Source organism: Haloferax gibbonsii (assembly GCF_001190965.1).
Classification (GTDB): Archaea; Halobacteriota; Halobacteria; order Halobacteriales; family Haloferacaceae; genus Haloferax; species Haloferax gibbonsii.
In genome coordinates, this window is record NZ_CP011947.1 from 607,809 (window position 1) to 631,889 (window position 24,081).

At 67.5% G+C, this 24,081-nt stretch carries 26 protein-coding genes and 1 tRNA gene; 13 read left to right on the plus strand and 14 right to left on the minus strand.

The genetic code is table 11. From position 1 onward, the window contains the following. Positions 1–17 precede the first annotated feature (17 nt). From smc to ABY42_RS03280, 3 genes are read left to right on the plus strand one after another with little or no spacing between them, the layout of a single operon-like run. Positions 18–3,719, plus strand: a complete 3,702-nt coding sequence (gene smc, locus ABY42_RS03270; protein WP_050458712.1) for a chromosome segregation protein SMC — start codon at positions 18–20, stop codon at positions 3,717–3,719. Then, positions 3,712–4,863, plus strand: a complete 1,152-nt coding sequence (locus tag ABY42_RS03275) for a segregation and condensation protein A (protein ID WP_049905013.1) — start codon at positions 3,712–3,714, stop codon at positions 4,861–4,863. The genes smc and ABY42_RS03275 overlap by 8 nt, the downstream gene beginning before the upstream one ends. Before the next feature lie 32 nt (positions 4,864–4,895). Further along, positions 4,896–5,372, plus strand: coding sequence for a hypothetical protein (locus ABY42_RS03280; protein WP_050458713.1), 477 nt, complete (start codon positions 4,896–4,898; stop codon positions 5,370–5,372). Between the two features lie 9 nt (positions 5,373–5,381). Here ABY42_RS03280 and mtnP read toward each other — a convergent pair whose 3' ends face one another. Both mtnP and ABY42_RS03290 read right to left on the minus strand, forming a co-directional pair. Beyond that, a complete protein-coding gene (gene mtnP / locus ABY42_RS03285; RefSeq protein ID WP_004972879.1) occupies positions 5,382–6,242 on the minus strand; it encodes an S-methyl-5'-thioadenosine phosphorylase in 861 nt (286 codons plus the stop codon). Between the two features lie 45 nt (positions 6,243–6,287). Continuing rightward, on the minus strand, positions 6,288–7,283 hold the full coding sequence (locus tag ABY42_RS03290) for an AEC family transporter (protein ID WP_050458714.1): 996 nt from the start codon (positions 7,281–7,283) through the stop codon (positions 6,288–6,290). Between the two features lie 335 nt (positions 7,284–7,618). On the opposite strand from ABY42_RS03290, the gene ABY42_RS03295 reads away from it, so the two are divergent. Then, complete coding sequence (locus tag ABY42_RS03295; protein ID WP_231608298.1) at positions 7,619–8,059, plus strand: YybH family protein; 441 nt, start codon at positions 7,619–7,621, stop codon at positions 8,057–8,059. Between the two features lie 130 nt (positions 8,060–8,189). Here ABY42_RS03295 and ABY42_RS03300 read toward each other — a convergent pair whose 3' ends face one another. Then, positions 8,190–8,903, minus strand: coding sequence for a phosphoribosyltransferase (locus ABY42_RS03300; RefSeq protein ID WP_004972873.1), 714 nt, complete (start codon positions 8,901–8,903; stop codon positions 8,190–8,192). 210 nt (positions 8,904–9,113) lie between these two features. On the opposite strand from ABY42_RS03300, the gene ABY42_RS19705 reads away from it, so the two are divergent. Next, entirely contained in the window at positions 9,114–9,284 is a 171-nt protein-coding gene (locus ABY42_RS19705) for a DUF7563 family protein (RefSeq protein ID WP_004044240.1), read from the plus strand. Between the two features lie 108 nt (positions 9,285–9,392). Then, positions 9,393–10,292 (plus strand): PhzF family phenazine biosynthesis protein, encoded by a 900-nt coding sequence (locus ABY42_RS03305; protein ID WP_004972869.1) that lies wholly within the window; start codon positions 9,393–9,395, stop codon positions 10,290–10,292. Positions 10,293–10,335: 43 nt separating this feature from the next. Here the strand turns inward: ABY42_RS03305 and ABY42_RS03310 are convergent, their stop codons facing one another. From ABY42_RS03310 to ABY42_RS03325, 5 genes are read right to left on the minus strand one after another with little or no spacing between them, the layout of a single operon-like run. Then, positions 10,336–11,103 (minus strand): proteasome assembly chaperone family protein, encoded by a 768-nt coding sequence (locus ABY42_RS03310; protein WP_004972867.1) that lies wholly within the window; start codon positions 11,101–11,103, stop codon positions 10,336–10,338. 51 nt (positions 11,104–11,154) lie between these two features. Continuing rightward, positions 11,155–11,340, minus strand: a complete 186-nt coding sequence (locus ABY42_RS18940; protein WP_004972865.1) for an RNA-protein complex protein Nop10 — start codon at positions 11,338–11,340, stop codon at positions 11,155–11,157. A gap of 4 nt (positions 11,341–11,344) precedes the next feature. After that, positions 11,345–12,145 (minus strand): translation initiation factor IF-2 subunit alpha, encoded by an 801-nt coding sequence (locus ABY42_RS03315; RefSeq protein ID WP_004972863.1) that lies wholly within the window; start codon positions 12,143–12,145, stop codon positions 11,345–11,347. 18 nt (positions 12,146–12,163) lie between these two features. After that, positions 12,164–12,358 carry a 30S ribosomal protein S27e gene (locus ABY42_RS03320; protein ID WP_004044235.1) on the minus strand — a complete coding sequence of 65 codons (195 nt, stop codon included), beginning with the start codon at positions 12,356–12,358 and terminating at the stop codon, positions 12,164–12,166. Positions 12,359–12,361: 3 nt separating this feature from the next. Further along, positions 12,362–12,643, minus strand: coding sequence for a 50S ribosomal protein L44e (locus tag ABY42_RS03325; protein WP_004972860.1), 282 nt, complete (start codon positions 12,641–12,643; stop codon positions 12,362–12,364). A gap of 201 nt (positions 12,644–12,844) precedes the next feature. On the opposite strand from ABY42_RS03325, the gene ABY42_RS03330 reads away from it, so the two are divergent. Continuing rightward, the gene (locus ABY42_RS03330) at positions 12,845–13,105 is read left to right on the plus strand and encodes an HAH_0734 family protein (protein ID WP_004972858.1); all 261 of its coding nucleotides are present in this window, start codon (positions 12,845–12,847) and stop codon (positions 13,103–13,105) included. Here the strand turns inward: ABY42_RS03330 and ABY42_RS03335 are convergent. Further along, positions 13,102–15,465, minus strand: coding sequence for a DUF2298 domain-containing protein (locus ABY42_RS03335; RefSeq protein WP_050458715.1), 2,364 nt, complete (start codon positions 15,463–15,465; stop codon positions 13,102–13,104). The genes ABY42_RS03330 and ABY42_RS03335 overlap by 4 nt on opposite strands. A gap of 96 nt (positions 15,466–15,561) precedes the next feature. Between ABY42_RS03335 and ABY42_RS03340 the strand changes: the two genes are divergently transcribed. The 5 genes from ABY42_RS03340 (at position 15,562) to ABY42_RS03360 (ending at position 18,017) form a co-directional block, all read left to right on the plus strand. Further along, a complete protein-coding gene (locus ABY42_RS03340) occupies positions 15,562–16,347 on the plus strand; it encodes a glycosyltransferase (RefSeq protein WP_049904949.1) in 786 nt (261 codons plus the stop codon). After that, positions 16,340–16,807, plus strand: coding sequence for a GtrA family protein (locus ABY42_RS03345; protein WP_004972853.1), 468 nt, complete (start codon positions 16,340–16,342; stop codon positions 16,805–16,807). The genes ABY42_RS03340 and ABY42_RS03345 overlap by 8 nt, the downstream gene beginning before the upstream one ends. 60 nt (positions 16,808–16,867) lie before the next feature. Beyond that, positions 16,868–16,942 (plus strand) — tRNA-Met (locus tag ABY42_RS03350). A gap of 359 nt (positions 16,943–17,301) precedes the next feature. After that, positions 17,302–17,511, plus strand: a complete 210-nt coding sequence (locus ABY42_RS03355; RefSeq protein WP_004972851.1) for a hypothetical protein — start codon at positions 17,302–17,304, stop codon at positions 17,509–17,511. A gap of 80 nt (positions 17,512–17,591) precedes the next feature. Further along, positions 17,592–18,017 (plus strand): Rieske (2Fe-2S) protein, encoded by a 426-nt coding sequence (locus tag ABY42_RS03360; RefSeq protein ID WP_004972848.1) that lies wholly within the window; start codon positions 17,592–17,594, stop codon positions 18,015–18,017. Between the two features lie 21 nt (positions 18,018–18,038). Here the strand turns inward: ABY42_RS03360 and ABY42_RS03365 are convergent, their stop codons facing one another. From ABY42_RS03365 to ABY42_RS03385, 5 genes are all read right to left on the minus strand, one after another. After that, complete coding sequence (locus ABY42_RS03365; protein WP_050458716.1) at positions 18,039–18,968, minus strand: aminotransferase class IV; 930 nt, start codon at positions 18,966–18,968, stop codon at positions 18,039–18,041. Then, positions 18,965–19,666, minus strand: a complete 702-nt coding sequence (locus ABY42_RS03370) for an anthranilate synthase component II (RefSeq protein ID WP_050458717.1) — start codon at positions 19,664–19,666, stop codon at positions 18,965–18,967. Before ABY42_RS03370 ends, ABY42_RS03365 begins: the two co-directional genes overlap by 4 nt. After that, positions 19,663–21,177 carry an aminodeoxychorismate synthase, component I gene (pabB, locus tag ABY42_RS03375; protein WP_050458718.1) on the minus strand — a complete coding sequence of 505 codons (1,515 nt, stop codon included), beginning with the start codon at positions 21,175–21,177 and terminating at the stop codon, positions 19,663–19,665. The genes ABY42_RS03370 and pabB overlap by 4 nt, the downstream gene beginning before the upstream one ends. A gap of 112 nt (positions 21,178–21,289) precedes the next feature. Beyond that, the gene (locus ABY42_RS03380; RefSeq protein WP_050458719.1) at positions 21,290–22,021 is read right to left on the minus strand and encodes a helix-hairpin-helix domain-containing protein; all 732 of its coding nucleotides are present in this window, start codon (positions 22,019–22,021) and stop codon (positions 21,290–21,292) included. 44 nt (positions 22,022–22,065) lie between these two features. Further along, complete coding sequence (locus ABY42_RS03385) at positions 22,066–22,875, minus strand: shikimate dehydrogenase (RefSeq protein ID WP_050458720.1); 810 nt, start codon at positions 22,873–22,875, stop codon at positions 22,066–22,068. Between the two features lie 171 nt (positions 22,876–23,046). Between ABY42_RS03385 and ABY42_RS03390 the strand changes: the two genes are divergently transcribed. Next, positions 23,047–24,018, plus strand: coding sequence for a calcium/sodium antiporter (locus tag ABY42_RS03390; RefSeq protein ID WP_004972832.1), 972 nt, complete (start codon positions 23,047–23,049; stop codon positions 24,016–24,018). Positions 24,019–24,081 lie beyond the last annotated feature (63 nt).

The following is a 24,081-nucleotide window of genomic DNA, read 5'->3' on the forward strand; positions in this document are numbered from 1 at the left end:
CGCGTGAACACCAACCCATGCACATCAAAGAGCTCGTCCTTGACGGTTTCAAGAGCTTCGGGCGGCCGACTCGCATCCCGTTCTACGAGGATTTCACGGTCGTTACGGGCCCGAACGGTTCCGGCAAATCGAACATCATCGACGGCGTCCTCTTCGCGCTCGGTCTCGCCCGCACCCGCGGGATTCGCGCCGAGAAGCTGACGGACCTCATCTACAATCCCGGCCACGCCGACGGGAGCGACGAGGCCGCGAAACAGCCCAAGGAGGCCAGCGTCACGGTCGTCCTCGACAACTCCGAGGGGACGCTCGACCGGTCGCAGGTCGTCAACGCCGCCGGCACCGACAAGGTCGGCGACGTCGAGGAGATAACCATCAAGCGCCGCGTCAAGGAGACGCCGGACAACTACTACTCGTACTACTACCTCAACGAGCGCTCCGTCAACCTCTCGGACATCAAGGACCTGCTCGCCCAGGCGGGCATCACCCCCGAGGGCTACAACGTCGTCATGCAGGGCGACGTGACCGAGATAATCAACATGACGCCCTACCAGCGGCGGGGCATCATCGACGAAATCGCGGGCGTCGCCGAGTTCGACGAGAAGAAAGACGCCGCCTTCGAGGAGTTGGAGGCGGTCGAAGAGCGCGTCGACGAGGCGGACCTCCGCATCGAGGAAAAGGAGACGCGCCTCGACCAACTCGCCGACGAGCGCGAGACCGCGCTCACCTACAAGGGACTCCGCGAGGAGAAAGAAGAGTACGAGGGCTACCTGAAGGCCGCGGAGCTCGAAGACAAGCGCGACGACCTCTCGCGGACCGAATCGCGCATCGAGTCCACGGAGGCCGACCTCGAAGACCTACAGGCCGAACTCGACGAGCGACAGGGCAAGGTCACCCGTCTCGAAGAGGACCTCGAAGACCTCACCCGCGAAATCGAGCGCAAGGGCGAGGACGAACAGCTCCGCATCAAGTCGGAGATGGAGGAGATAAAAGGCGACATCTCCCGGCTCGAAAACGCCATCGAGGCCGCCGAGGAAAAGCGCGACGACGCCGAGGCCGAGCGCCGGAAGGCGTTCGTCGACATCGACCGCAAGCAAGAACAGATCGACGACCTCGAAGACGACATCCGCGAGGTCAAAGTCGAGAAGGCGTCGGTCAAAAGCGACATCCAGTCCAAGCGGGTCGAACTCTCCGAGGTGCAGGCCGAAATCGACTCGGTCGACACCGAGTTCGACGAACTGAAGTCCGAACTCGCGGCGAGAAAGGAGACGCTCGACGAGCTCAAAGACGAGAAGAACGACCGCCAGCGCGCCAAGGACCGCCTGCTCGACGACGCGCGCCGCCGCTCGAACCAGATCTCGGAGACGCGGGACGAACTCGAACGCGCCCGCGAGCGCATCCCCGAACTGAAGGCGACGGTCTCCGACCTGCACAGCGAACTCGACACCGCCGAGAAGAACAAGGCGAAGATAGACGGCGTCATCGAGGACCTGCAGGCCGAGAAGGCCGAACTGAACGACGAACTCTCGGAGGTCACGGACGAACTCCAGACCAAGCAGTCCGAGTACGCCCGCCTCGAAGCCCGCGCCGGGAAGGACGGCGACAACTCCTGGCCCCGAGCCGTCACGACCATCCTCAACGCCGGCATCTCCGGCGTTCACGGCGCGGTCGGCCAACTCGGCTCCGTCGACGGCGAGTACGCCAAGGCGTGTGAGACGGCCGCCGGCGGCCGCCTCGCCAACGTCGTCGTCGACGACGACGGCGTGGGGTCGTCCTGTATCGACCACCTGAAGTCCCGCAACGCGGGCCGCGCGACGTTCCTGCCCATCACGAAGATGGACAACCGGAGCCTGCCGCGCAAGCCCAACAACCCCGGCGTCGTCGACTTCGCGCGCAACCTCGTCGACTACGACAGCCAGTACGAGTCCGTCTTCTCGTACGTCCTCGGCTCGACGCTCGTCGTCGAGGACATGGAGACCGCCCGCGACCTGATGGGCGACTACCGCATGGTCACCCTCGACGGCGACCTCGTCGAGCGCTCCGGCGCGATGACCGGCGGCTCCGGCGGCGGCTCTCGCTACTCCTTTTCGAAGTCCGGCGAGGGCAAACTCGAACGCCTCGCGAAGGAAATCACGAAGCTCGAAGACCGCCGTCGCTCGCTCAACGACGAGATTCGGGACATCGACGACGACCTCGACGACGCCCGCGGCCGGGCCTCCGACGCCGCCGACCGCGTCCGGACCATCGAGCGCGAAATCGAGGACGCCGAGGAGGACATCGAGGACGCCGAAGCCGAAATCGACCGCCTCGACGACCGCCTCGACGAACTCCAGTCCGAACGCGAGTCGGTGGACGAACAGATGTCCGACCTCGACGACGAAATCGCCGACCTCGACGACGAAATCGAGACGGTCGAGGCCGCAATCGAGGACATCGAGACCGAACTCGCGGACTCCGAGATTCCGGAACTCACCGCCCGCGCCGACGACATTCGCGCGGACATCGACGACCTCGAAGACCGGATGTCCACGCTCGACGGCCGGCTCAACGAGATTCAACTCGAAAAGCAGTACGCGGAAGACGCGGTCGACGACCTCCACGACACGGTCGAGGCCGCCCAGAACCGCAAAGCTGAGGCCCGGAAGTCCATCTCCGAGGCGGAGTCGAAAATCGAGGAGCGCGAGGGCGACCTCGAAGCAAAGCGCGAGGCGGTCGCCGAACTCGAGGAGGAACTGGTCGACCTCAAGGAGGACCGCACGGAGCTCCAGGGCGACCTCCGGGAGGCTCGGAGCGCCCGCGACGAGAAGAAAGACCGGGTGAACGCGGTCGAATCGAAGCTCGAAAGCATGCGCTCGGCCGCGGAGCGCCTCGAGTGGGAAATCGACGAACTCGAGTCGCAGGTCGGCGACTACGACCCCGACGAGATTCCCGACCACGACACCGTCGAGTCCGAAATCGAGCGGCTCACGGAGGAGATGGAGGAACTCGAACCGGTCAACATGCTCGCCATCGACGAGTACGACGACGTGAAGGCCGACCTCGAATCCCTCCAGGAGCGCCGCGACGTGCTGGTCGAAGAGCGCGACGCCATCGCCGACCGCATCGACCAGTACGAGTCCCAGAAGAAGGCGACGTTCATGGAGTCGTTCGACGCCATCGCCGAGAACTTCACCGACATCTTCGAGCGCCTGTCGAACGGGACGGGCCACCTCCAGTTGGAGAACCCGGAAGACCCATTCGAGGAGGGCCTGACGATGAAGGCCCAGCCGGGCGACAAGCCCATCCAGCGCCTCGACGCCATGTCCGGCGGCGAGAAGTCGCTGACGGCGCTCGCGTTCATCTTCGCAATCCAGCGGCACAACCCCGCGCCGTTCTACGCGCTCGACGAGGTGGACGCCTTCCTCGACGCCGCGAACGCCGAGCGCGTCGGCCAGATGGTCGACGACCTCGCGGGCGACGCCCAGTTCGTCGTCGTCTCGCACCGCTCCGCGCTGCTCGAACGCGCCGAGCGCGCCATCGGCGTGACGATGCAGGGCGACAACGTCAGCGCCGTCACGGGTATCCAGTTCGGCGGCGACGACGGCCCCGGAAGCGATGGAGGCGATGCGGACGGATTCGACGGCGACGACAGCGGAAGCGACGACGACGGCGACGATGCCGACGGTGGTGACGGCGGCGGAGCCGACGCGGACGTGGAAGCGGAGGTTCCGGCGGATGACTGACGACATCCCCGAACTGAACCTCTCTCGCGGGCGTGGCGAGCGCGATGCGAGCGACGAGGATGACGATGACGACGCGGTCTTCTCGTTCGGCGGCGACGACGCCGAGTCGGGTTCCGCGGCCGACACCACTCCGGACGCCGCCGACTCCGCCGGCCCCACCGAACCCGACGCGATGGACGAAGTCCTCCCGGAGGACGTCTCGGAGACCGACGACGACGAGGTCGAACCGGTCGAACTCCTCGTCCAACTCGCAAAAGAGGGCACCATCGACCCGTGGGACATCGACATCGTGGAGGTCACAGACGCCTTCCTGAACCGCCTCGACGCGATGGACCTCCGGACGACCGGGCGGGCGCTGTTCTACGCGAGCGTCCTCCTGCGCATGAAGTCCGACGAACTCCTCGCGCCGGACGAACCCGACGAGGAGGAACTCGAACCGTGGGAACTCGCCTTACAGGGCGGCGGCGACGAAGGTCACCCCGGCGACGACGACGGCGGGCCGCCCGGTTTCGACCCCATCGACGCGCTGGAAGACGAGATGGACCGCCGACTCGAACGCAAGCAGGCCCGCGGGTCGCCCGAAACGCTGGACGAACTCGTCCGCGAACTCCGGGAGGTCGAACGCGGGTCGTGGTGGAAGCGCCGCCGCGAGTACGACACCTCGGAATCGCCGCGCGGCTTCTCCCGCGGGACGCAGACGCTCGACTACCACACGCCCGGCGAGATGCGCGGCGCGGGCGAACCCACGGAGGACGACGTGACCGGGACCGCCCACAACGAGGACATCGAGGCGGTCGTCGAAGCCGTCGGCGACGTGCTCGCGACGCACTACCAGAAGGGCCGTGACGAGGTGCTGTTCGCCGAGGTCCGCGACGTGGCCGACACGGTGATGACGACCTATCTCGCGCTCCTGTTTCTGTCCCACCGGAGCACGGTCTACCTCAAGCAGGACGACCTGTTCGGCGACCTCTGGATTCGGAACCCCGAGGTGTTCGACGCCGACCCCGGCGCGGGGTCGGAGGTCGACCCGGACGCCGACGGAACTGACGCGTCGGAAGCCGAGACGGCCGTCGACGGCTCCGACGATACCGATGACGACGCCGACGACCCCGAACTCGAAGCCGAGGCCATCGCGGACGACTAGCTATTTTATCGGACCCGCCGTCACTCTCGGACGTGTCCCATCCGACCCTGCTCTCCAGCACGCTCCGGCGGTTGACGGTCGCGGTTTCGCTCGTCACGTCGACGTTGTTCGCGGCGCTCGCGGCGGCGATTCTGTTTCCCCAGTCTGCCATCTGGACGTGGGCGCTCCTGTTTTTCTTGCCCATCTTCTGGTTGCACTGCTACTTCCCCGGCTACGTCTCGTACAGTCCGACCTCGTTCGGCCGCGTCCGCGAGGTGGTCACGTCGCCGCGGGCGGTCCGCGAGTGCGTCGTCTGCGGCGAGTCGGACGACAGCGGCGTCGCTCGGGAGTTCAGCACACAACTCGTCGTCGCGGGCATCCCGCTCGCGACGACTGACCGCGGGGAAAACGAGTACTGCGAACGCTGTCACGCGGTCGAGTTCTCGCCGGACGACGAGGCGGCGCGCGGTGAACGCGAGGTCCCGGTGCCGGAGGACGGTTCGGAAGAATCCGCAGAACTGAACGACTGAAGCGCCGGCTCAGTCGACGTACTTGTCGATGAGCGGCGCGAGCTTTTCTTTCGTCTCGGCGGGGATGGCCTCGTCGGGCGTGTTGATGGTCCCTTCGAGCGCGGCGTGGCTGTCGGTCTCGTGGCCGTCGGGTATCTTGCGGATGGCGGCCTCGACGGTCTCCTTGATTGCCTCCTCGTTGGCGGCGGCGTTCTTCAGCACCTCGTCGAGGGTGACTTCGCTGTCTTCCTTCCAGACGTCGTAGTCGGTGACGCCGGTGATGGTCGCGTAGGCCATCTCGGCCTCCCGGGCGAGTTTGGCCTCGGGGATGGTCGTCATGCCGATGACGTCCCAGCCCTGCGCGCGGTAGTGCTCGCTTTCGGCCTTCGTGGAGTACGAGGGACCCTCGATGCAGACGTAGGTGCCGCCCGCTTGGACCCGCGCGTCGGTCGCCTCCTCGGCGGCCTCGGCGAGGATGGAGACGAGTTCCTCGTCGTACGGCATCGCGAAGGGCTGGTGGACGACGATGCCCTCGTCGAAGAACGTAAGCGGGCGGTGTTTCGTGCGGTCGTAAATCTGGTCGGGGACGACGAGCGTCTGCGGCGGCAGGTCCTCTTTGAGACTGCCGACGGCGTTGCTGGCGAGGACGTGGGTGACGCCCAGTTTCTTGAGCGCGAAGATGTTCGCGCGGTAGGGGAGCGTCGTCGGCGAGTGCTGGTGGTCGGGGCCGTGTCGCGGGAGGAAGACGACCTCGCGGCCGGTGTCGCCGAACTCGCCGACGACGGGCGTCGTCGAGGGCTCGCCGAAGGGCGTCTCGACGGGTTCCTCGCGGGTGTTCTCCAGCGGGAGCGCCTCGTAGATACCGCTGCCACCGATGAATCCGATCTTCATACTCGGAGGTGGGAGAGAGCGCACAAAATCGTGGCGAAACGGGGCCTACACCACGAAGCCGTGGTTCAAGAGGTAGATAAGCACCGAGAGCGCGGGCACGCTGAGGAGGGTCGTCGCGAAGACGGCCGCGGAGACGAACTCGGCGAGCGAGGTGGCCGAGCCGGTTCCGGTGGCGTCGCCGAACTCCGCGACGAGGATGAGCGGCGTGACCGCGGCGGGCATCGCGGATTCGAGGACGAACGTCCGCGCGACCGTCGGGTCGCCGAAACCGGCGACGAGCGCGACGCTGACGGCGACCGCGGGCGCGACGACTATCTTGAGCGCGGCGACGACGCCGACCTCCGAGAGCGTCGAGCCGAGGTCGGCCCCCGCGAGTTGGATGCCGAGGATGAGGAGCATCATCGGAATCGACGAGTCGCCGACGAGCCTGAGCGTCTCCATCGCGGGGACGCCCGTCGGCGGGACGACACCGAGCCAGCGAGCCGCGAGCGCGGCGACGACGGCGTAGACGAGCGGGATGCGGACGATGCGTTCGAGGCCGACGCGCCATCCCGGCGCGCCGTCGTCGCGGTCGGTCCCTCGTCCGGCGATGTACACGCCCAGCGTGTAGATGAGGACGCTCTGGACGGCGAGGTAGACGACGGCCGTCGAGCGGCCGGTGTCGCCGAAGGCGAACGAACTGACGGGGATGCCGTAGTTCCCTGAGTTCGGAAAGGCGGCGACGAGGACGAGCGCGCCGAGAAGCGGTTCGGAGACGCCCGCGAGTCGGGCGATGCCGCCCGCGACGAGGAGCATGGCGACGTGGTAGACGACGACGCCGGCGGTGATGGTCGCCAGCGTCTCGCCGGCGAGTTCGGTCGTCGCGAGGCTGTAGAACACGAGGACCGGCGCGAGGACGTACACCGTGACCGTGTTGAGCGGCTCGGGGTCCACGTCGCGGGCGCGGCCGAGGGCGAACCCCACCGCGCCGATGGCGAGAATCGGCAGGAGCGCGGTGACGAAGATAGAAAACAGCGACATGCGCGTGCCGAGGTCCGTCACGCAAACGAACGTTTCGCTTCGGACGAGTCCGGGCGGCGGTCGAGTGTGAGCGGTCGGAGGGGCGTTGAAGCCGACGGTCGAAGCAGTCGGACACGCGGCTCTGTTGAAATTCAAGGCTGGTGACAGTTTGTCGAGACCGTGCTGAATACGGGGTGCGAGTCTCGCATCCAGCGTCGGTTCGAGCAGTCCGCTACCGACGTGTACAGCCACTCTCTCACTCCGGTCGAAACGAGGAGTCGGGCTCCTCCCGGCGAAACGTCCGAAATAGATGACCGTACGAAATATCATAGATTTAGTATATATCCTCTGGAGCCGTCGTTACCTTGAGGTTTGTAATGTCTACAAAACGCGTAGCAGCCGAAGCCGGCGTCCGAGCCGCATCCGACCAGTTCTACGGGGCGCTGGAAGCGATGGCGAACGGGAATGCCGACTCCATGGCGGACATCTGGTCACACGAGGACGACGTGACGACCATGCACCCAATCGGTGGACGGGAAGAGGGTTGGGAGGCCGTCTCTGGGTCCTTCGCCGGAGTCGCATCGGCGAGTGCGGATGGCACGGTCATCCGAGCGGACCAGGTCATCCGCGTCATCGGCGACGCTGCGTACGAACTCTGCACCGAGTCGGTGTCGTGGACTTTTGCGGGTGAACCCATGTCCCTGGAGGGCCGGACGACCAACGTCTACCGGCAGGAGAAGGGCGAGTGGAAAATCGTCCATCACCACGCCGACCTCCACGCCGAGTTCGCCGAGAAAGTGGCGAACATGGGTGCCTGAGCGACCGACCGCCGGACGCCCGTCCGATTCGATGGTCGTTCACCCGACTAATCGGTTCTATCAAACTCAGGTGGATTCAACAGCGTCGAAGCAGTCGAACGAAAACGGGCCGAACCGAACGCGTCCGCGTTCAGGCCCCGACGCCGTCGTTTTCGAGGAGTCGCCACGCGCCGTCACCGGTGGACTCGACGTAGCCGCGGCGCTCCATCTCGGACATGACTTCCGGCATCCGGTCGGGTTGGGCGATTTCCATCTCGATGCGGTCCACGTCGTGGAACTCCGCGAGGTAGTGGCGGACGTCTTCGAGTTCGAAGGTGTCGTCGTCGGCCTTCGCCATGACGCCCGAGGTGAGGTCTATCATGTCCTCGATGAAGTTCCACGGGTAGACGACCCACGCCCACTCTTCGAGGCGCTCGCCGACGTAGTCGGGTTCGAACTCGCTGGTCTGGAGGAGTTGGAGCGTCGCGGTCCGGACCTCGCCCGCGTTGCGCTCGTTGACGTACTCGTGTGCGCGCTTGATGGAGCCGCCGGTGTCGGCGATGTCGTCGATGATGAGCACGTCCTTGCCCTCGACGCTGCCTTCCGGCATCGGGTAGCGCACCTCCGGCTCGTTCGATTTCTGGGCCGTCCCGACGTAGTGTTCCATCTTCAGGCTCGTCAGGTCGTCCAACCCGAGGAAGTCACAGATGCAGCGGCCGGCGAACCAGCCGCCGCGGGCCAACGCGACGATGACGTCGGGTTCGAACTCGGATGTCTTGACCTCGTCCGAAACGTCGCGGCAGAGGCCGTAGATGTACTCCCAGTTCGTGATAGTACAGTTAAACTCGTCGGGGAGGTCGCCCATATCTTCCGTTCACCGTGCGTACTGCCGCGCCTGACGCCCTTTAATCTGTACGACTCGCTCCGCCCGTGTGTCGCCGTATCAAAACCGCTCGAACCGACGTTATTCGGTGACTAACCGGGGAACCCGTCGTTCAGGCGGACACTAACGTATGTTAACAAGGGGCATAGTTATGTCGAGTGCCGGAGTATGCGGATTTGTAGGTGAAACAGAATGCACACGTGTGGTAACTGTGGTGAGTTCGTCTCCCGCGACTTCGTCCGCGTCTTCGGCAACGACATGGACGAGGTCGTCGGGTGCCCAGCCTGTATGAACATGCGCGAAGTGATGCAGGGCGACGGCGCAGCTCAAACGAGCGGCCGCGTCCGGTGGACCCGCGCGTGAATCGGCCGACACCGACCGACCCGCGCTCGTATCGCGCTCTTCCCTTCTCTCTCGTGACGTGACCGCCGACCCGCTGGTTTGATACATCGCCGTGTAGTGCGCCTTTCCATGGATAGCCGACGCGCCCTCCTCGTCGACGCCTTCACGACCGAACCGCTGTCCGGTAACGCGGCCGGAGTCGTCCCCGACGCCGACGGACTCGACGCGGAACAGATGCGCGCCGTCGCCGCCGAACTCGGCGCGAGCGAGACGGCGTTCGTCTGCTCGTCGGCCGCCGCGGACCGCCGCATCCGCTATTTCACGCCGAAGCAGGAAGTCGACCTCTGCGGACACGCGACTATCGCGGCCCACGCTCACCTCGCGGCCGAGCGCGAACTCGAACCGGGTACCCACACGCTGGAGACGAACGTCGGCACCCTCGACATCGAACTCGGCGACCTCGGGGAGGTGTGGATGACGCAGAACGCGCCGACGGTGCGTCCCCTGGAAGTCGACTACGACCGCCTCGCGGCGGCGCTCGGCGTCGACGACGCCGCCCTCCGCGACGTGGGTGCGGACCTCCCCGTCGCGGTCGCCTCCACGGGGCTTCCCTTCCTCGTCGTCCCGGTCAACTTCCTCGAGCACCTCTCGGGTGCGGACCCCGACGACGCCGCCATCGCCGACCTCGCCGCCGAACACGACGCGGCGGGCGTCTACGCCTTCACCTTCGACGCCATCGACGGCGACTCCACGCTCCACGCGCGGTGTTTCGCGCCCGGCATCGGCATCTCCGAGGACCCCGCGACCGGCACCGCCGCGGGTGCGTGCGGCGCGTACCTCCGGCAAGTGGGCGCGTTCGACTCCATGCCGGACGAACTCCGCTTCGAACAGGGCCACTTCGTGGACCGGCCGGGCACCGTCCGCGTGCGGGTCGGCGCGGAGATACGCGTCGGCGGTCGCGCGGTGCAGTCGCTCGACGGCGAGGTCGTCGTCCCGGAGTTCGCAGACGACGACATCATCGAAGCCTAAACTCCGTTCGAAAACGAGTCGGGCCGCGCCGGTCGACGCGACCTCAGCCGATGTACCGGAGGTCGTCGTCGCTGGCGATGCCGCCCTGCTGCTGCTGTTGCATCTCCTGAATCTTCGCGGCGACCTCCTTCATCTCCTCGGCGCGCTCTTCGAGCGATTCGAAGTCGACGCTGAACTCGAGGAGGTCCTGCAGGACCTCGATGACGACCTGCGCGCTCTGGGGGTCGACGAGGTAGCCGCTCGTCTCGCCCATCAGGCACGTCGCGTCGAGGCCGCGGCGACTCCCGAGGCCGAGAAGCAGTCCCGAGACGCCGACGACGCCGCCGGCGGGTTCGTCCTCTCGGAACTCGATGCCCGCCGCTTCGAGTTCGTCGAGACGGGACTCGTCGGCGACGGCGCCGAGGACCGACGGCTCGTCGACGAGCTCGCCGGTCGGGACGCCGCCCAGCGCGAACAGTCGCTCGACGCCGAACTCCTCGGCCACGTCGAGGAAGGCGTCGGTGAGGTGGTAGTGACCCTCGTTGGACTGCGCCTGGTGGTCGCCCGTCAGGAGGAGCAGGTCCGGCCCCTCGCCGGGCGTCTCGACGGCGTGAATCGCGGCGTGGGTCAGCTCGGCGACGCCCTCGTCGATGCTCACCTGCGGCGGGAACACGTCGGCGTAGACGCGGCGGACCAGCGTGGCCTCCTCGAACTCCTCCAGCAGGTGCTCGACGGCGAGTTTGCCGACGTTCCCGACGCCCGGCAGTCCCTCGATGAGGACCGGGTCGGTGAGGTCGACCTCCTCGACAGCCTCGATTTCGATGTCGTCCATGCACGTAGTGGCGGACGCGCCGGTTAAGAGAGCGTCGGTAGCCGAAGACGGCTATTCCTCGGCGAGCCGGCGCTTCCGAGCGCGGCGGTACTCGCCGTAGGGGTCTTCTGGGTTGTACGGTGCGGGCGCGCTGTTCTCTGTGGTTGCGCCACACTCCGGACAGGTCTCAGAAAGTGAGTACACCGGGCGGTCGTGGCGGTCGCGCCACGCGCTGCACACCCGGATGTCAGACTTCATGCGATTACTCTTCGTCGCCGCTGCGTTCGCGGTGGTACTCCGCGGTTCCGCCCGCGGCCTCGATGACCTCGCGGGCCCGAGCGACGCTCGATTCGAGCTCCGTCTCGGCGGTCTTGTAGTCGGGCGCTTTGACCTTCACGCGGTACTCGGGCGCGCCGACGTACGTGACCGACAGTTCGATTTCGTCGCCGATTTCGTCGTCGCCCTCGGCGGCTTTGAGGGCCTCCTTCACGTCGTCGACGCCGTCGCCCGCGGGCGAGCGCAGATCGACGTAGCCGGTGACGTTGACGAAGGGGACCGACACGTTCTGGCGCGCGGTCTCGACGATGGCTTCGAGCTCGTCGTCGTCGAGTTCGACGTCTTCGAGCGCCTCGAGACCGTGAATCGCGGCCTGCTCGAAGCCGTCGTAGAGCGATTCGAACTCGGCGAGCAGGGCGTTGGCGATGGACTGGTAGCGGTCGTCGGCGATGTCCTCGCCGAACGCCAGCGCCATCCACTTGTCGGCCTTCTGCTCGTTTTTCCACTCCTGAATCTTCTCTTTGCGCTGGTGCTCGTTGACGTCCTTTATCGAGAGGTCGATCTGCTGGGAACTCTCGTTGACTTCGAGCACTTTAGCGACGACTGTCTGTCCCTCGCGGACGTGGTCGCGAACGTTCTTAATCCATCCGCTGGCGACCTCGCTGATGTGGCAGAGGCCGCGTTTGTCTTCGTACTCTTCGAGGTCGACGAAGACGCCGAAGTCCGCGATGTCGTCTACCTTTCCGACGACGAGTTCGCCGGGGTCAGGCCATCCGCTGTACTTCATACGAGGTCCTCCAGGGAGTTACGCCTCAAGTTCGTCGCTGTCGCGACGCTCGACCGTCTCGACGACCTCGCCGTGGAATTCGGCGTTGCCGCCGGTCGGCGTGGCGAGGGTCGTCCCGCAGACGGCGCAGTTGACGACCGAGGAGGCTTTTCCGAAGACGACCTGTTCGTTCTCGCAGTCGCTGCACGCGACCTTGTAGAAGTTTCCTGCCATGATTTACTCCTGGAACTCCAGGCGACCGGCGCGCCAGCCCTCGCGCATGTGGGCCTTGCCACAGTCGGAGCAGATGTACTTCAGGTGGGTCTTCTTCGTCGGCTTGTCGCCACCGGGAACCTTGGAGAACTTACCGGCGTTACCGATCGTGGCCTTGCCGCGTCGCGTCTGACGGGCGTTCCACTTCATGCCGGTCGGGCGTCCCTTCCGGACCTTCTCCACTTCGTGTTCGTGGTGACCCTTGCAGTTCGGGCAGTACGTGTTGAAACGGCGTGGCATCTGCATAGATATCGACCTTGTGCTGGGTTTTGGTGTGGCCCGTTAAAACCCGTTTGGTTCGACGCGGCCCCTGAACTCGCCGCGACCGGGCGTTCGCCGTGTCACGTGTGGGCAGCCCACGGTGACTGCACCGTCCGCGATTCCCCCGCCGCGCGCCGCACGCCCGAAGCCGAAGCGATTAAGCGGTGACTGTGCCAATCCCGGCACATGAAGAAGCTCATCATCCACGGCGACCCCGGCGTCCGCCGCGACGGCGTCATCGAGTACGACGGCGAGGAGTACGTCCTCTTTTCGGTCGACCGACAGGGCGACTGGCACGGTCCCGACCGCGTCCAGCTGTGGTGCACCGTCGGCACCGAAGACGAGCGCGAGGCGTTCGAAAAGCGCGAGTTCGTCCCGCACTGGCTCGAAACCGAGGGCGTCGACGCCGAGGCCGTCGAAGTCGTCCGCGAGCGCGGCGCGGCCTAAGGTAGTCTCGCTTCTTCTACCTCGTAGACCGTGACCGACCCCGACCGGTGGACCGGCGTCAGCCACGCCACGTCCGTCTCTATCTCCCCGTAGCGGGCGCGCTCGCCCGGTCCGACCCACACGTACCGCACCTCGTACTGCTCGACGAGCCGCGCCCGCGTCGACTCGTTGCCGACGTACATCGCGTCCACGTCGCGCACGCGGTCGTAGTAGGCGTCGGGCCCGCGGTAGCCGACCTCGTGCGCCCAGCCGGCGACCGTCGGCACGCCGGTCAGGCTCGATTCGGGATTCCCGCGCCAGCCGTACATGACGGTCTCGCGCTCGTCGCTCACGGTCGCCGACCACGTCGTCCCCGGCGCGGTGAGCATCGTCGGGTTGCCCTCGACGTTCTCGTCGAGCCACGTGATTGCGGTCGATTCGTTTTCGTGCCACCACTCCGCGAAGGCCGTCGCGTCCAGCGTCTCCTCCTGCCGGGGGGTGTCCGCGTGGGCGGCGACGGCCAGTCCGCCGTACACCGACGTGGACGCGACGAGGAGGACGACGAACGCGACCCCGACGGCGCTGACCGCCCCCCCGCGGACGCTGAGGTCGACCCTCGGAAGCGACACGTCGCTCGCGGCGACCGCGTCGCCGACGAAGCCGGCCAGCACGGCACCCATCGCACTCCCCCAGAGCACCCAGACCTGCATGTACGTCTTGAACACCGTGTTCATCCGACCGGGGCCGGCCTGCTCGTTCACGTAGATGAGCTCGACGAGCGTCACGAGGCCCGCGCCGGCGACGACGAGCACCGTCTCGAACCGCGGGTCGTCGGCGAACCGGAGGAGCACCCAGCCGACGGCGACGAGGGGTGCGACGAGCGCGAGCGCGGCGAACGAGTGGACGGCGGCGACGACGGTCAACACCGCGAAGCTCCCGAGGAGCGCGGCCCACTCGCGGCCGCCGAGGCCGTCCTGCGCCCCGAGGCGACGGACGTAGTAGCCCGCGAACGCCGCGAGGAACGCCCCGTGGACGAGCGCCAGCGCGCCGAACCCGCTCCGCTGGTCGGGCGCGAGAATCTCGACCGTCCGGGCGCTTCCACCGCCCGCGACCGCGCCGAGGAGGAACGGACTCGCGAGCACGGCGGCGACGACGCCGGCGAGTCCGACCGCCGCGACCGTCCCAACGAGTCGCGCTACTTCACCGGCAACTGGGTCGTCGTCGACGGCCGAGCGAACGCGCTCCCGACCGGGAAACAGCGTCCACGGCCGTGCGGGCGCGAAGACCATCCCGAGGAACAGCACGCCGAACACCGACGGGAAACTCCACGTGTCGACGACGACCTGGAGCGCGCCGACGAGCGTCGTCGCGGCGACGAGGAGTCGGCGCTCGCCGACCGCCTCCTCCGGCGTCCGGAAGTACGCGAAGGCGAGGCCGGCCGCGAGGAGCAGAAACGGCGTGCCCATCATGTGGGCGTGGAGGTCGCCGTTGAGCCACGCGAAAAGCGGGAACTCGTTGATGGTACCCGGAATCACGCGGCTCGCGCTCCAGTACGAGAAGTTCGAGGTTCCGGCGAGCACCTGCTCGACGGTGTACTGCGAGCGCTCGGCGACGGCTCGCGCGAGGGGTCGCCGGAGCCCCTCGGGGAGCGCGGCGAGGGCGAACCGCCCCGCGGTGACGAGGTTGCTGGCGAAGCCGACGAAGAACGCCGAGAGCAGGCCGCCGATTCGACCGTTCGCCCCCGAGGCGGCGGCGACCCCGCGCCCGAGTTCGAACGCCGCGGTGACGAGGAAGCCGAAGAAGCCGGCGAGCGCGAGGTTGTAGGCGAACGACGGGTCGGTGGCGGTGAGTCGCGCGAGGAGAATCGAGACGAGGTGACCGCCGTAGTAGTAGCGGACCGGCTCGCCGGCGAACCACATGTCCTCCGGCGGGAGGACCGACGCGCGGGCGAGCGACTGGAGGAGGCCGAAGTCGAGGAACTTCTCGCCGCCGCCGGCGTGGACCGACGGGTCGAGCGCCCGGAGCGAGACCGCGAACAGGAAGGCGACGAGAAACACCGCGGCCGCGTCGGCGACGGCGCGCCGGTCGATGTCGAGGTCGGACGCGAGTCGGAGGTCGCCGCGGCGGAGCGCGCCGAGGTCGAGGCCCGCGACCGCGGACGCGACGAGGAGCGTCCCGACGCCGGCGACGAGGGCCACGGGGCCGAACGAGAGGTGGCCGACGTAGTAGGCGGGAAGGGTCAAGACGACGAGCGAGACGGGGAGGGCGAGTCCGGCACCGCGACCGGGAAGGCGTCGGAACAGGCGGGTCGCGAGGGGAAGGCCGACCGCCCAGAGGGCCGCGAACAGCAGCAACCACCGGACAACGAGGGCGTACTCCATCTGTCCGATGACTGCGCCGCGGATGCAATACGTTTTGTGATGGCCGGTGCGAAACAGAGCGGTTCGCTTTTTACCCCGTTGAGTGAATGGTCGTGCATGTCGCAGTCTGTCGGGGTGGTGGTCCCCGCCTATCGACCCGACCCAGAGCGTCTGGTCCCCTACGTCCACGCTCTCGTCGAGGAACTGGACCCCGAGGTGGTCCGGGTCGAACTCGACGCGCCGCGGCCCGAGACGCTCGACGCCCTCGACGCCCTCCCCGCCGTCGCTCACGTGAACCCGGTCGACGCCCGTCGCGGCAAGGGCGCGGCGATCACCGCCGGGTTCGAGTCGCTCCGCACGGACATCCTCTCGTTCGCCGACGCCGACGGGAGCACCCCGGCTGCGTCGATGGCGAACGTCGTCGCCGCCGTCCGCGAGGGGTCCGACCTCGCCGTGGGGTCGCGCCGTCACCCGAATGCGACCGTCGCCTCCCACCAGACGGTCGCTCGGCGCTACCTCGGCGACGGCTTCGCGTGGCTGGCCCGCCACCTGACCGAAGTCCCGCTGTACGACTACCAGTGCGGCGCGAAGGCCATCACCGCCGCGGCGTGGGCCGACGTTCGGACCCACCTGTACGAACCCGGATTCGCGTGGGATATCGAACTCATCGCCGTCTCGGGCGCGTTCGGCCACCGCGTGGCCGAGGTGCCGGTCGTCTGGGAGGACCAGCCGAACTCGACGGTCTCGCCGGTCGACACGACGCTCAAGATGGCCCGCGGGCTCCTTCGGTCGCGCCACCGCGCCCGGACGATTCGCGAGGACCGCCTCCACGAACTCATCGACGCTCGGAACGACGAGCGGACCCTCGTCGAGCAGTTCTCGGCGGAGGTCACGGATGACTGACCGGCTCTCGGCGCTCGTCTCCGGCACCCGATTCGGCAAGTTCGCCTCCGTCGGCGCGGTCGGCGCGGTGTTCGACCTCTCGTTGAGCAGTCTCCTCATCGTCTTTTTCGGCGTCGCCAACGAACTCGCGAAGCTCGCCGGCGCGGAGCTCGCAATCATCATCATGTTCGTCATCAACGACCGCTGGACGTTCGCGGGGGCCGGATCGGACCTGCTCACCGCGAAGGTCCGGCGCTTCGTGAAGTCGAACCTCGTGAGGAGCGGCGGCCTCCTCGTGCAGGTGCTCGTCGTTCGGGCGCTCGGCGAGGTTCCGCTGTCGATTCCGGTCGCCGGCATCGACCTCTGGGAACTCATCCCGCTACCCCTCGCTATCGGCGCGTCGATGCTCCTGAACTACGTCGCAGAAAGCCTGTTCACGTGGCGCATCGCGACCCGTTCGAGTCAGCGCGACTCACGGTGAAAATTGACACACAGCGGCCGAAACAGAAGTCTTAACAATAGCAGACTCGTTTGTTGATTCAGCGGGATGGGATAGCCAGGAGATTCCGCCGGGCTCATAACCCGGAGATCGGTAGTTCAAATCTACCTCCCGCTATTCTCCTGAAAACTACACCCCAAGCAGCGCGTTTTATCGCGCTGCGGCGGCCCGTCTTCTGTGGTAATCGCAACAGGTAGTTTGAACCAGAGAATCGAGCGAAGCGAGATTCGCGTCGTTCAAATCTACCTCCCGCTATGGTTTTGCCGACCGCAACTCCTAAGCGCCGAGTCTCAGCTCGGCGCGGCCCACGAGGTCGGCCACATAGCTCAGTAGATTTGAACCGGGGAGCGCCGCGAACCGGTGCGAATGAGGTCTACGTCTACGTTCTCGAACTCGCGACAGCGTGAGACCCGAACCCTCAGTCATTTCAAATCTGTAACACATATTGATAATCACTCCGCGAGTAGGGACCGAGTATGCCCTCTACAGATTCGGGAACAGAGTTTTGGTCTGCGATTCAGCGAACGATACTCGGCGGACTCCTCGCCATCGTCGCGATACTCGGGTTCGGCTGGACACGCCAACTGGGAACCGGAAATCTCCTCGTGGGTAGCTTCGGACTCCTCCTGTTCGTGGGTGCTGGCTACTGGATACTCTCCCTCTTTCGGATGGCCCTCGACGAGTGAGCGCGAGGCGAGGCTTCGCGCCGTCGCCCCAATCGACCGCTTCCGAAGGAGATTTTCGACCCCGACCCAACGAGAGCACAATGAGCGACCTCGAACGAATCTGCGCGGTCGGCGACGTGCCCGACGACACGACCTTTCTCTTTCGCGTCCGCGCGGCCGACGAAGACGACGCCGAGGAGCGCGAGGCCATCCTCGTGCGCACCGACGACGGCATCCAAGGGTGGCTGAACTACTGCATGCACCTGACGCACATCAAACTCGACAAGGGCTCCGGCGCGCCGATGCGCAACGGCGAGGTCATCTGCCAGAACCACGGCGCGTACTTCGAGGCCGACACGGGCTACTGCAACTACGGGCCCTGCGAGGGCGCGGTGCTCGACGACCTCGAAATCACGGTCGACGGCGACCACGTCTTCCTCTCGGACGAGGCGTTCGACTACGTCGGAGCGGGCGAAATCGAGACCGACCCCGCCGACCGGAGTTCGAGTTCAAACGTCGAGTTCTGAGGGTGAGCGCGGCGGGGTGACTCAGTTCTCGTCGTCGCCATCGTTGTCGCCGTCGCCGCCGTAGTGGCGTCGCTCCACGTAGTCGTCGTAGAGCCGCGAGATGAGTTTCGTCACTGGTCCGTCGCCCACTCGGATACCGTCGACCGTCTCCACGGGTCGGAGTTCCCACGTCGAGTTCGTGAGGAACGCCTCGTTCGCGCCGCGCACGTCGTCCGGCGTGAAGCGCCGCTCCCGAATCGGGATGCCCTCCTGTCGGGCGAGGTCGAGGACGACGCGGCGGGTGATGCCCGGGAGGACCGGGCCGTCGAGACTCGGCGTGCAGAGCGCGTCGTCGTCGACCAAAAAGAGGTTGCTCGTCGCGCCCTCGGTGACGTAGCCGTCGGCGTCGAGCATGAGCGCCTCGTCAGCGCCGGTGACGCGGAGTTCGACGCGGGCGAGGATGCCGTTGAGGTAGTTGTGGGTCTTCGCCCGCGAGGGGAGCGACCGGTCGGGGATGCGCCGGGTCTTGACGGTCTGGACCGACGCCGGGCCGTCCCACACGGGGTCGGAGCCGCGGCCGCCGCGGGAGAGCGGTTCCACGATGACGACGACGCGGGGGTCGACCTCCTCGGCCGGCGTGAGGCGGCCGCCCTGACTGCCGCGAGTGACGGAGAGCCTGACGTACGCCTCGTCGAGGTCGTTCGCCGCGAGCGTCTCGTCGATTCGCGCGCGCAGGTCGTCGTCGGACAGGCCGTGGCCCATCCCGAGCGCGTCGCACGTCTCGGCCAGTCGGTCGGCGTGGGCCTCCCAGTGGAACACCTCGCCGCCGTAGGCGCGGAGGGTTTCGAAGGCGGCGTCGCCGTAGAGGAAGCCGCGGTCCGTGACCGGAATCGACGCCGACTCGGCGGGGACGAGGTCGCCGTCGACGTGGTAGCGAAGCGAACGCCCATCGGCGTCGTCGTCGCCGCTCATCGCTCCGCCTCCCACTCGTCGGCCGCCGGGCCGTCGCCGGCCGCGAGCGCGACGAAGTTGCGGACGATGTCCTTCCCCGAGTCGGTGAGGATGCTCTCGGGGTGGAACTGCACGCCGACGTGTGGCTTCTCGCGGTGGCGAACGCCCATCACGACCGACGGTTCGTCGGCCTCTTCAGCGTCTGGGCCGCCGGTTTCTGACTCCGCTGCGACGGTGTGGGCGGTCACCGCTAACTCGGGGGGCACGTCGTCGTGTTCGACCGCGAGCGAGTGGTAGCGGCCGACTTCGATTCGCTCGGGCAGCCCCGAGAAGACGCCCGCGCCGTCGTGCTCGACGAGCGACGGCTTCCCGTGGACGACGTGGGGCGCGTGGCCGACGCGGCTCCCGAGGGCGGCACAGAGCGACTGGTGGCCGAGACAGACGCCGAGCGTCGGATAGTCGAGGTCGCGGAAGACCGAGATCGAGACGCCGGCGTCCGCGGGGGTGCCGGGGCCGGGCGAGACGACGATGCCGTCCGGGTCGATGTCGCGGATGTCGTCGGCCGAGAGCGCGTCGTTGCGGTAGACGAGCACGTCGTCCGAAGCGTCTCCGCGTTCACCCCCGCTTTCGCCCTGCGCCTCCGCGACCGCCTCGCCGACGTACTGCACGAGGTTGTAGGCGAACGAGTCGTAGTTGTCGACGACGAGGATACGCGTCATCGTTCGGCCCCCACGGTCATGTCCGCGCGCTCGCCGAGCGCCTCGTCGATGGCGGTGATGAGCGCCCGCGCCTTCGCCAGCGTCTCGTCGTACTCGCTGTCGGGGTCGGAGTCGTGGACGATGCCCGCACCCACGCGGAGGTGGTACTCGTCTCCGAAGCGGACGAGCGTCCGGATGACGATGTTCAGCACCGCGCGGTCGTCGAAGCCGACGGCGAACATGCTCCCGGTGTAGGGGCCGCGCCGGGTGGCTTCGAGTTCGTCGATAATCTCCATCGTCCGGGGCTTCGGCGCGCCCGTGATGGTCCCGCCGGGGAACACCGCGGCGACGGCGTCGGCGAGGCTGGTCCCCTCGCGTCGGGTCCCCTCGACCAGCGAGACGAGGTGCATCACCTCCGAGTAGCGGTCCACCCGGCGGTACTCCGTCACCTCGACCGACCCGTACTCCGAGACCTTCCCGAGGTCGTTGCGTTCGAGGTCGACGAGCATCGCGTGTTCGGCGCGCTCCTTCTCGTCGGTCGTCAGGTCGGCCTCCAGCGCGTCGTCCTCCTCGGGCGTCGCCCCCCGCGGGCGGGTGCCGGCGATGGGTTCGGTGACGAGGCGGTCGCCCTCGACGCGCAAGAGGAGTTCCGGGCTGGCGCTCACGAGGTCGACGCCGGGGAGTTCGAGCAGCCCCGAGTACGGCGCGGGGTTGACCTGTCGGAGCGCCGCGTAGGCGTCCACCGGGTGGACCGCCGCGGGCGCGACGAGCCGCTGCGAGAGGTTCGCCTGAAACGTGTCGCCGTCGCGGATGTACCGCTTCGCGGCGCGGACGCGGTCGGCGAACGCCTCGCGGCCGCAGGCGCTCTCGAACGTCGCCTCGTCGGATTCGACGGGCGCGGAGACGGGCTCTGGTTCGCCCTCGACCGCCTCGACGGCGAGGTCGGTCGCCCGCGTTCGCGCCTCGTCGTAGACGGCGTCGAGGTCGGCGTCGTCGTCGACGACGGGACAGCAGGTGACCCGGAGCGTCGTCTCGCCGTCGTCAGGACGGGGTTCCTCCCACGACGCTACGAGGTCGTAGAGGCCGAGTTGGAGGTGGGGGAGCCCCCGGTCGTCGGTCGTGTGCTCGGGGAGCGATTCGAGTTCGCGGGCCGCGTCGTACGAGAGCCACCCGAACAGGCCGCAGGGGTACGGCACGTCGCAGTCGCCGCGGACGAGCGTCTCCGAGTCGGCGAGCGATTCGAGCGCGGCGAGGCTCGGCGCGGTGTCGACGCCGGGGTCGCCCCAGTCGTCGTCGGTCGGGTCGTCGACGGTCAGGCGCTCCGCGGGGGAGACGCCGAAGGCACCCCAGCCGGGTTGCCCGCCGGTCGTCTCGTAGAAGAAGCCGCCGGCGTTCCGGCGGGCGCGTCGATAGGCGTCGAAGGGGTCCGAGACGGCGATGCGGGCCTCGACGGGGACGCGCGCGCCGGCGGGTGCGACCTCGGCGGTCGCGCGAAAGTCGTCGCGGTCGGTGACGACGGTCAATGCGGTCATTACTCACACCAGTCTGTCCGCCGGGTAAACGGTTTCGCGACGTGTCTGCGAGGTAGCGAGAGCGGCCGTCGGTCGGGAGAACAGTCGTCTCGGCCGCTCCCACGCGAGTCGGTTACGCCTCGCCGGCGCGGTCTATCCAGCGCTGGACCCGCTTCGGCGACACGTCGATTGCGTCGCCGACCTCGTCGGCGTCGGCCGCGGCGAGGTCCGCGACGGTATCGATGCCGATCTCGGAGAGTCGCTCGGCGTACGCCGGGCCGATGCCGCGAATCGTGTCCACGGTCGGCGCGTCGGGGTCGACGGCCGGCTCGTCGGGTTCCGCGACCGCTTCGTCGGCCTCGTCGGAACCGTCGTCGGATTCCTCGGATTCGCTCTCGTCGGACTCCTCGGATTCGCTCTCGTCGGACTCCTCGGATTCTGGTTCGGCTTCGTCCTCGGGTTCCACTTCTTCTTCGTCGCCGGCTTCGTCCTCGGATTCTAGCTCCGGCTCCGGTTCGGCCTCCACTTCGTCGTCCGGTTCGGCCTCCTCGATGGCGTCGGCCGCGACCTCCGCGTCGTCGCGGGCGTCTTCGGCGGCTTCGTCGTCGGCCTCAGACGCCGCGTCGGCCTCGTCTTCGACCGCTGATTCGACCGCGTCGTCGGTCTCTTCGTCCGCCGATTCCGTCTCTTCGACCGGTTCCTTCACCGCGGCCTCGGTCTCGACGTTCGCTTCCTCGCGTTCGGTTCTGGTGTCGCGTTCGACCGTAACGGTCGCCGTGTCGTCACGTCCCTCCTTCGAGGAAGACGACGAGTCGCCACCAACGAGGGATTTCCAGAGCGACGAAATAGTGTCAAGCAAGCCCATGTTACCTTCTCCTATGCAATCCCGTTATTTAAAAACCAGCGGCCTCAGTCGCTCTCGAGGTGGCTCCGGAGCGCGGCGTTCATCGCGTCGACCGGCGCGTCGCGGCCGGTCCACCGCTCGAAGGCCTCGACGCCCTGCAGGAGGAGCATCCACGCGCCGTCGATAGTGACCGCGCCCGCCGCGGCCGCCTCGCGGAGGAGTCGGGTCTCGAGCGGCGTGTAGACTGCGTCGAGCACCGCGAGGTCCCCGTGGAGGTACTCCGCGGGGACGGGCGTCTCGTCGGGCGACTCCATCCCGACGCTCGTCGCGTTGACGAGGACGTCCGCCTCCCGAATCCGGTCGAGCGTGTCCAGTCCGCCGCCGGTCGCGCCGGGGACGCCCCCGGCCAGTTCGACCGCGGTCTCGGCGGTTCGGTTGGCGACGTGGACCGACGCGCCCGCGTCGGCGAGGGCGAACGCGGCGGCCCGCCCCGCGCCGCCGGCACCGACGACCACGGCCGCGTTCCCGTCGAGGCCGACGCCGTGGCGCTCGAACGACCGGGTGACGCCCGCCGCGTCGGTGTTGTACCCCTGCGGCGTCTCCCCGCCGAAATCGACCGTGTTGACCGCGCCGATTCGCTCGGCGAGCGGGTCGGGGTCGACCAGTTCGAGCACGTCCTGTTTGAACGGGATGGTGACGTTCAGCCCCGAGACGCCGAGGGCGTCCGCGCCCTCGACGGCCGCCGCGATGTCGTCGCGGTCGGGTTCGAACGTGACGTACCGGGCGTCGAGGCCGGTTTCCTCGTAGGCCGCCTCGTGCATCGGCGGCGACAGCGAGTGGCCGACCGGGTTGCCGACGAGACCGTAGACTTGCATGGGCGGGTGGTGTCCTGCCGACGATATAACTCGCCCGCCCGCGTCGGATTCCGCCGGGACCCGACGGCCCCCACAGGGCGGATGTCCACCCGTTCGCTCTCCCGTGATAGCTTGTCGCGGATCCGCGGTGTACCGGCGCGCTTTTAGTCCCCCGTTGGTCTACTCCCGCGTATGTCGGCACTCGCAACCCTGCTTTCCTTCGATACCGCGCTCCTCGTGGCGGGTATCGTCGCGCTCTATCTCGGGGCCGAGGCGCTCGTCGAGGGCGCATCTCGACTCGCCATCGGCCTCGGTCTCCGGGCGGCCATCGTCGGTGTGACCATCGTCGCGTTCGCGACGACCACCCCCGAACTCTTCGTCGCGGTCCTGAGCGGCCTGGGCTACAGCTCCGACCTCGGACTCGGTGCTATCGTCGGCTCGAACATCGCCAACATCGGTCTCGTCCTCGGAATCTCGGCGCTCATCCAGCCGATGGGCGTCTCGACCGCGACGCTCCGCCGGCACGTCCCGTTCATGATTGCCGCGGCGGTCGCGCTCGTCGCCCTCGGGATGGACGGGAACCTCAGCGCCGTCGACGGCGGCGTCCTCCTGCTCATCCTCGTCGCGTTCACGGGCTACCTGCTCTACCGCGCCCGGTCGGCGACGGCGGACGCCATCGGCGCGGACGAAATCGACATCGAGGACGAAGACGAGGTCTCCGCGCAGTTCAAGGACGTGGTCTATCTCGGGCTCGGCCTGCTCCTCCTGTTCGTCGGCTCGAACTGGCTCATTCAGGGCGGACAGGGACTGCTCGAATCCTTCGGGTTCGGTCCGCGGTTCATCGGGCTGACCGTCCTCGCGTTCGGCACGTCGCTGCCGGAACTCGCGGCCTCCGTAATCAGCGCGGTCCGCGGCGAATCGGAGTTCAGCATCGGCAACGTCGTCGGTTCCAACATCTACAACGTCGTCGCCGTCCTCGGCATCCTCGCCATCATGGTTCCCGTGAACGTCCCCCCGAGCACCATCTCGCTGGACTTCCCGGCGCTCCTCGTGTTCACCTTCGGAGTCATCGCGCTGATGCTCCGCAACCGCGACGTGTCCCGCCTCGACGGCGGCATCCTCGTCGTCGGCTACCTCGTGTTCTTCTGGCTCATCCTTCCCTGACATCCCTGCCGGACGACTTCGGCCGTCCGTCACACCCGTTTCGGGCCGATTTTGAAACACAAA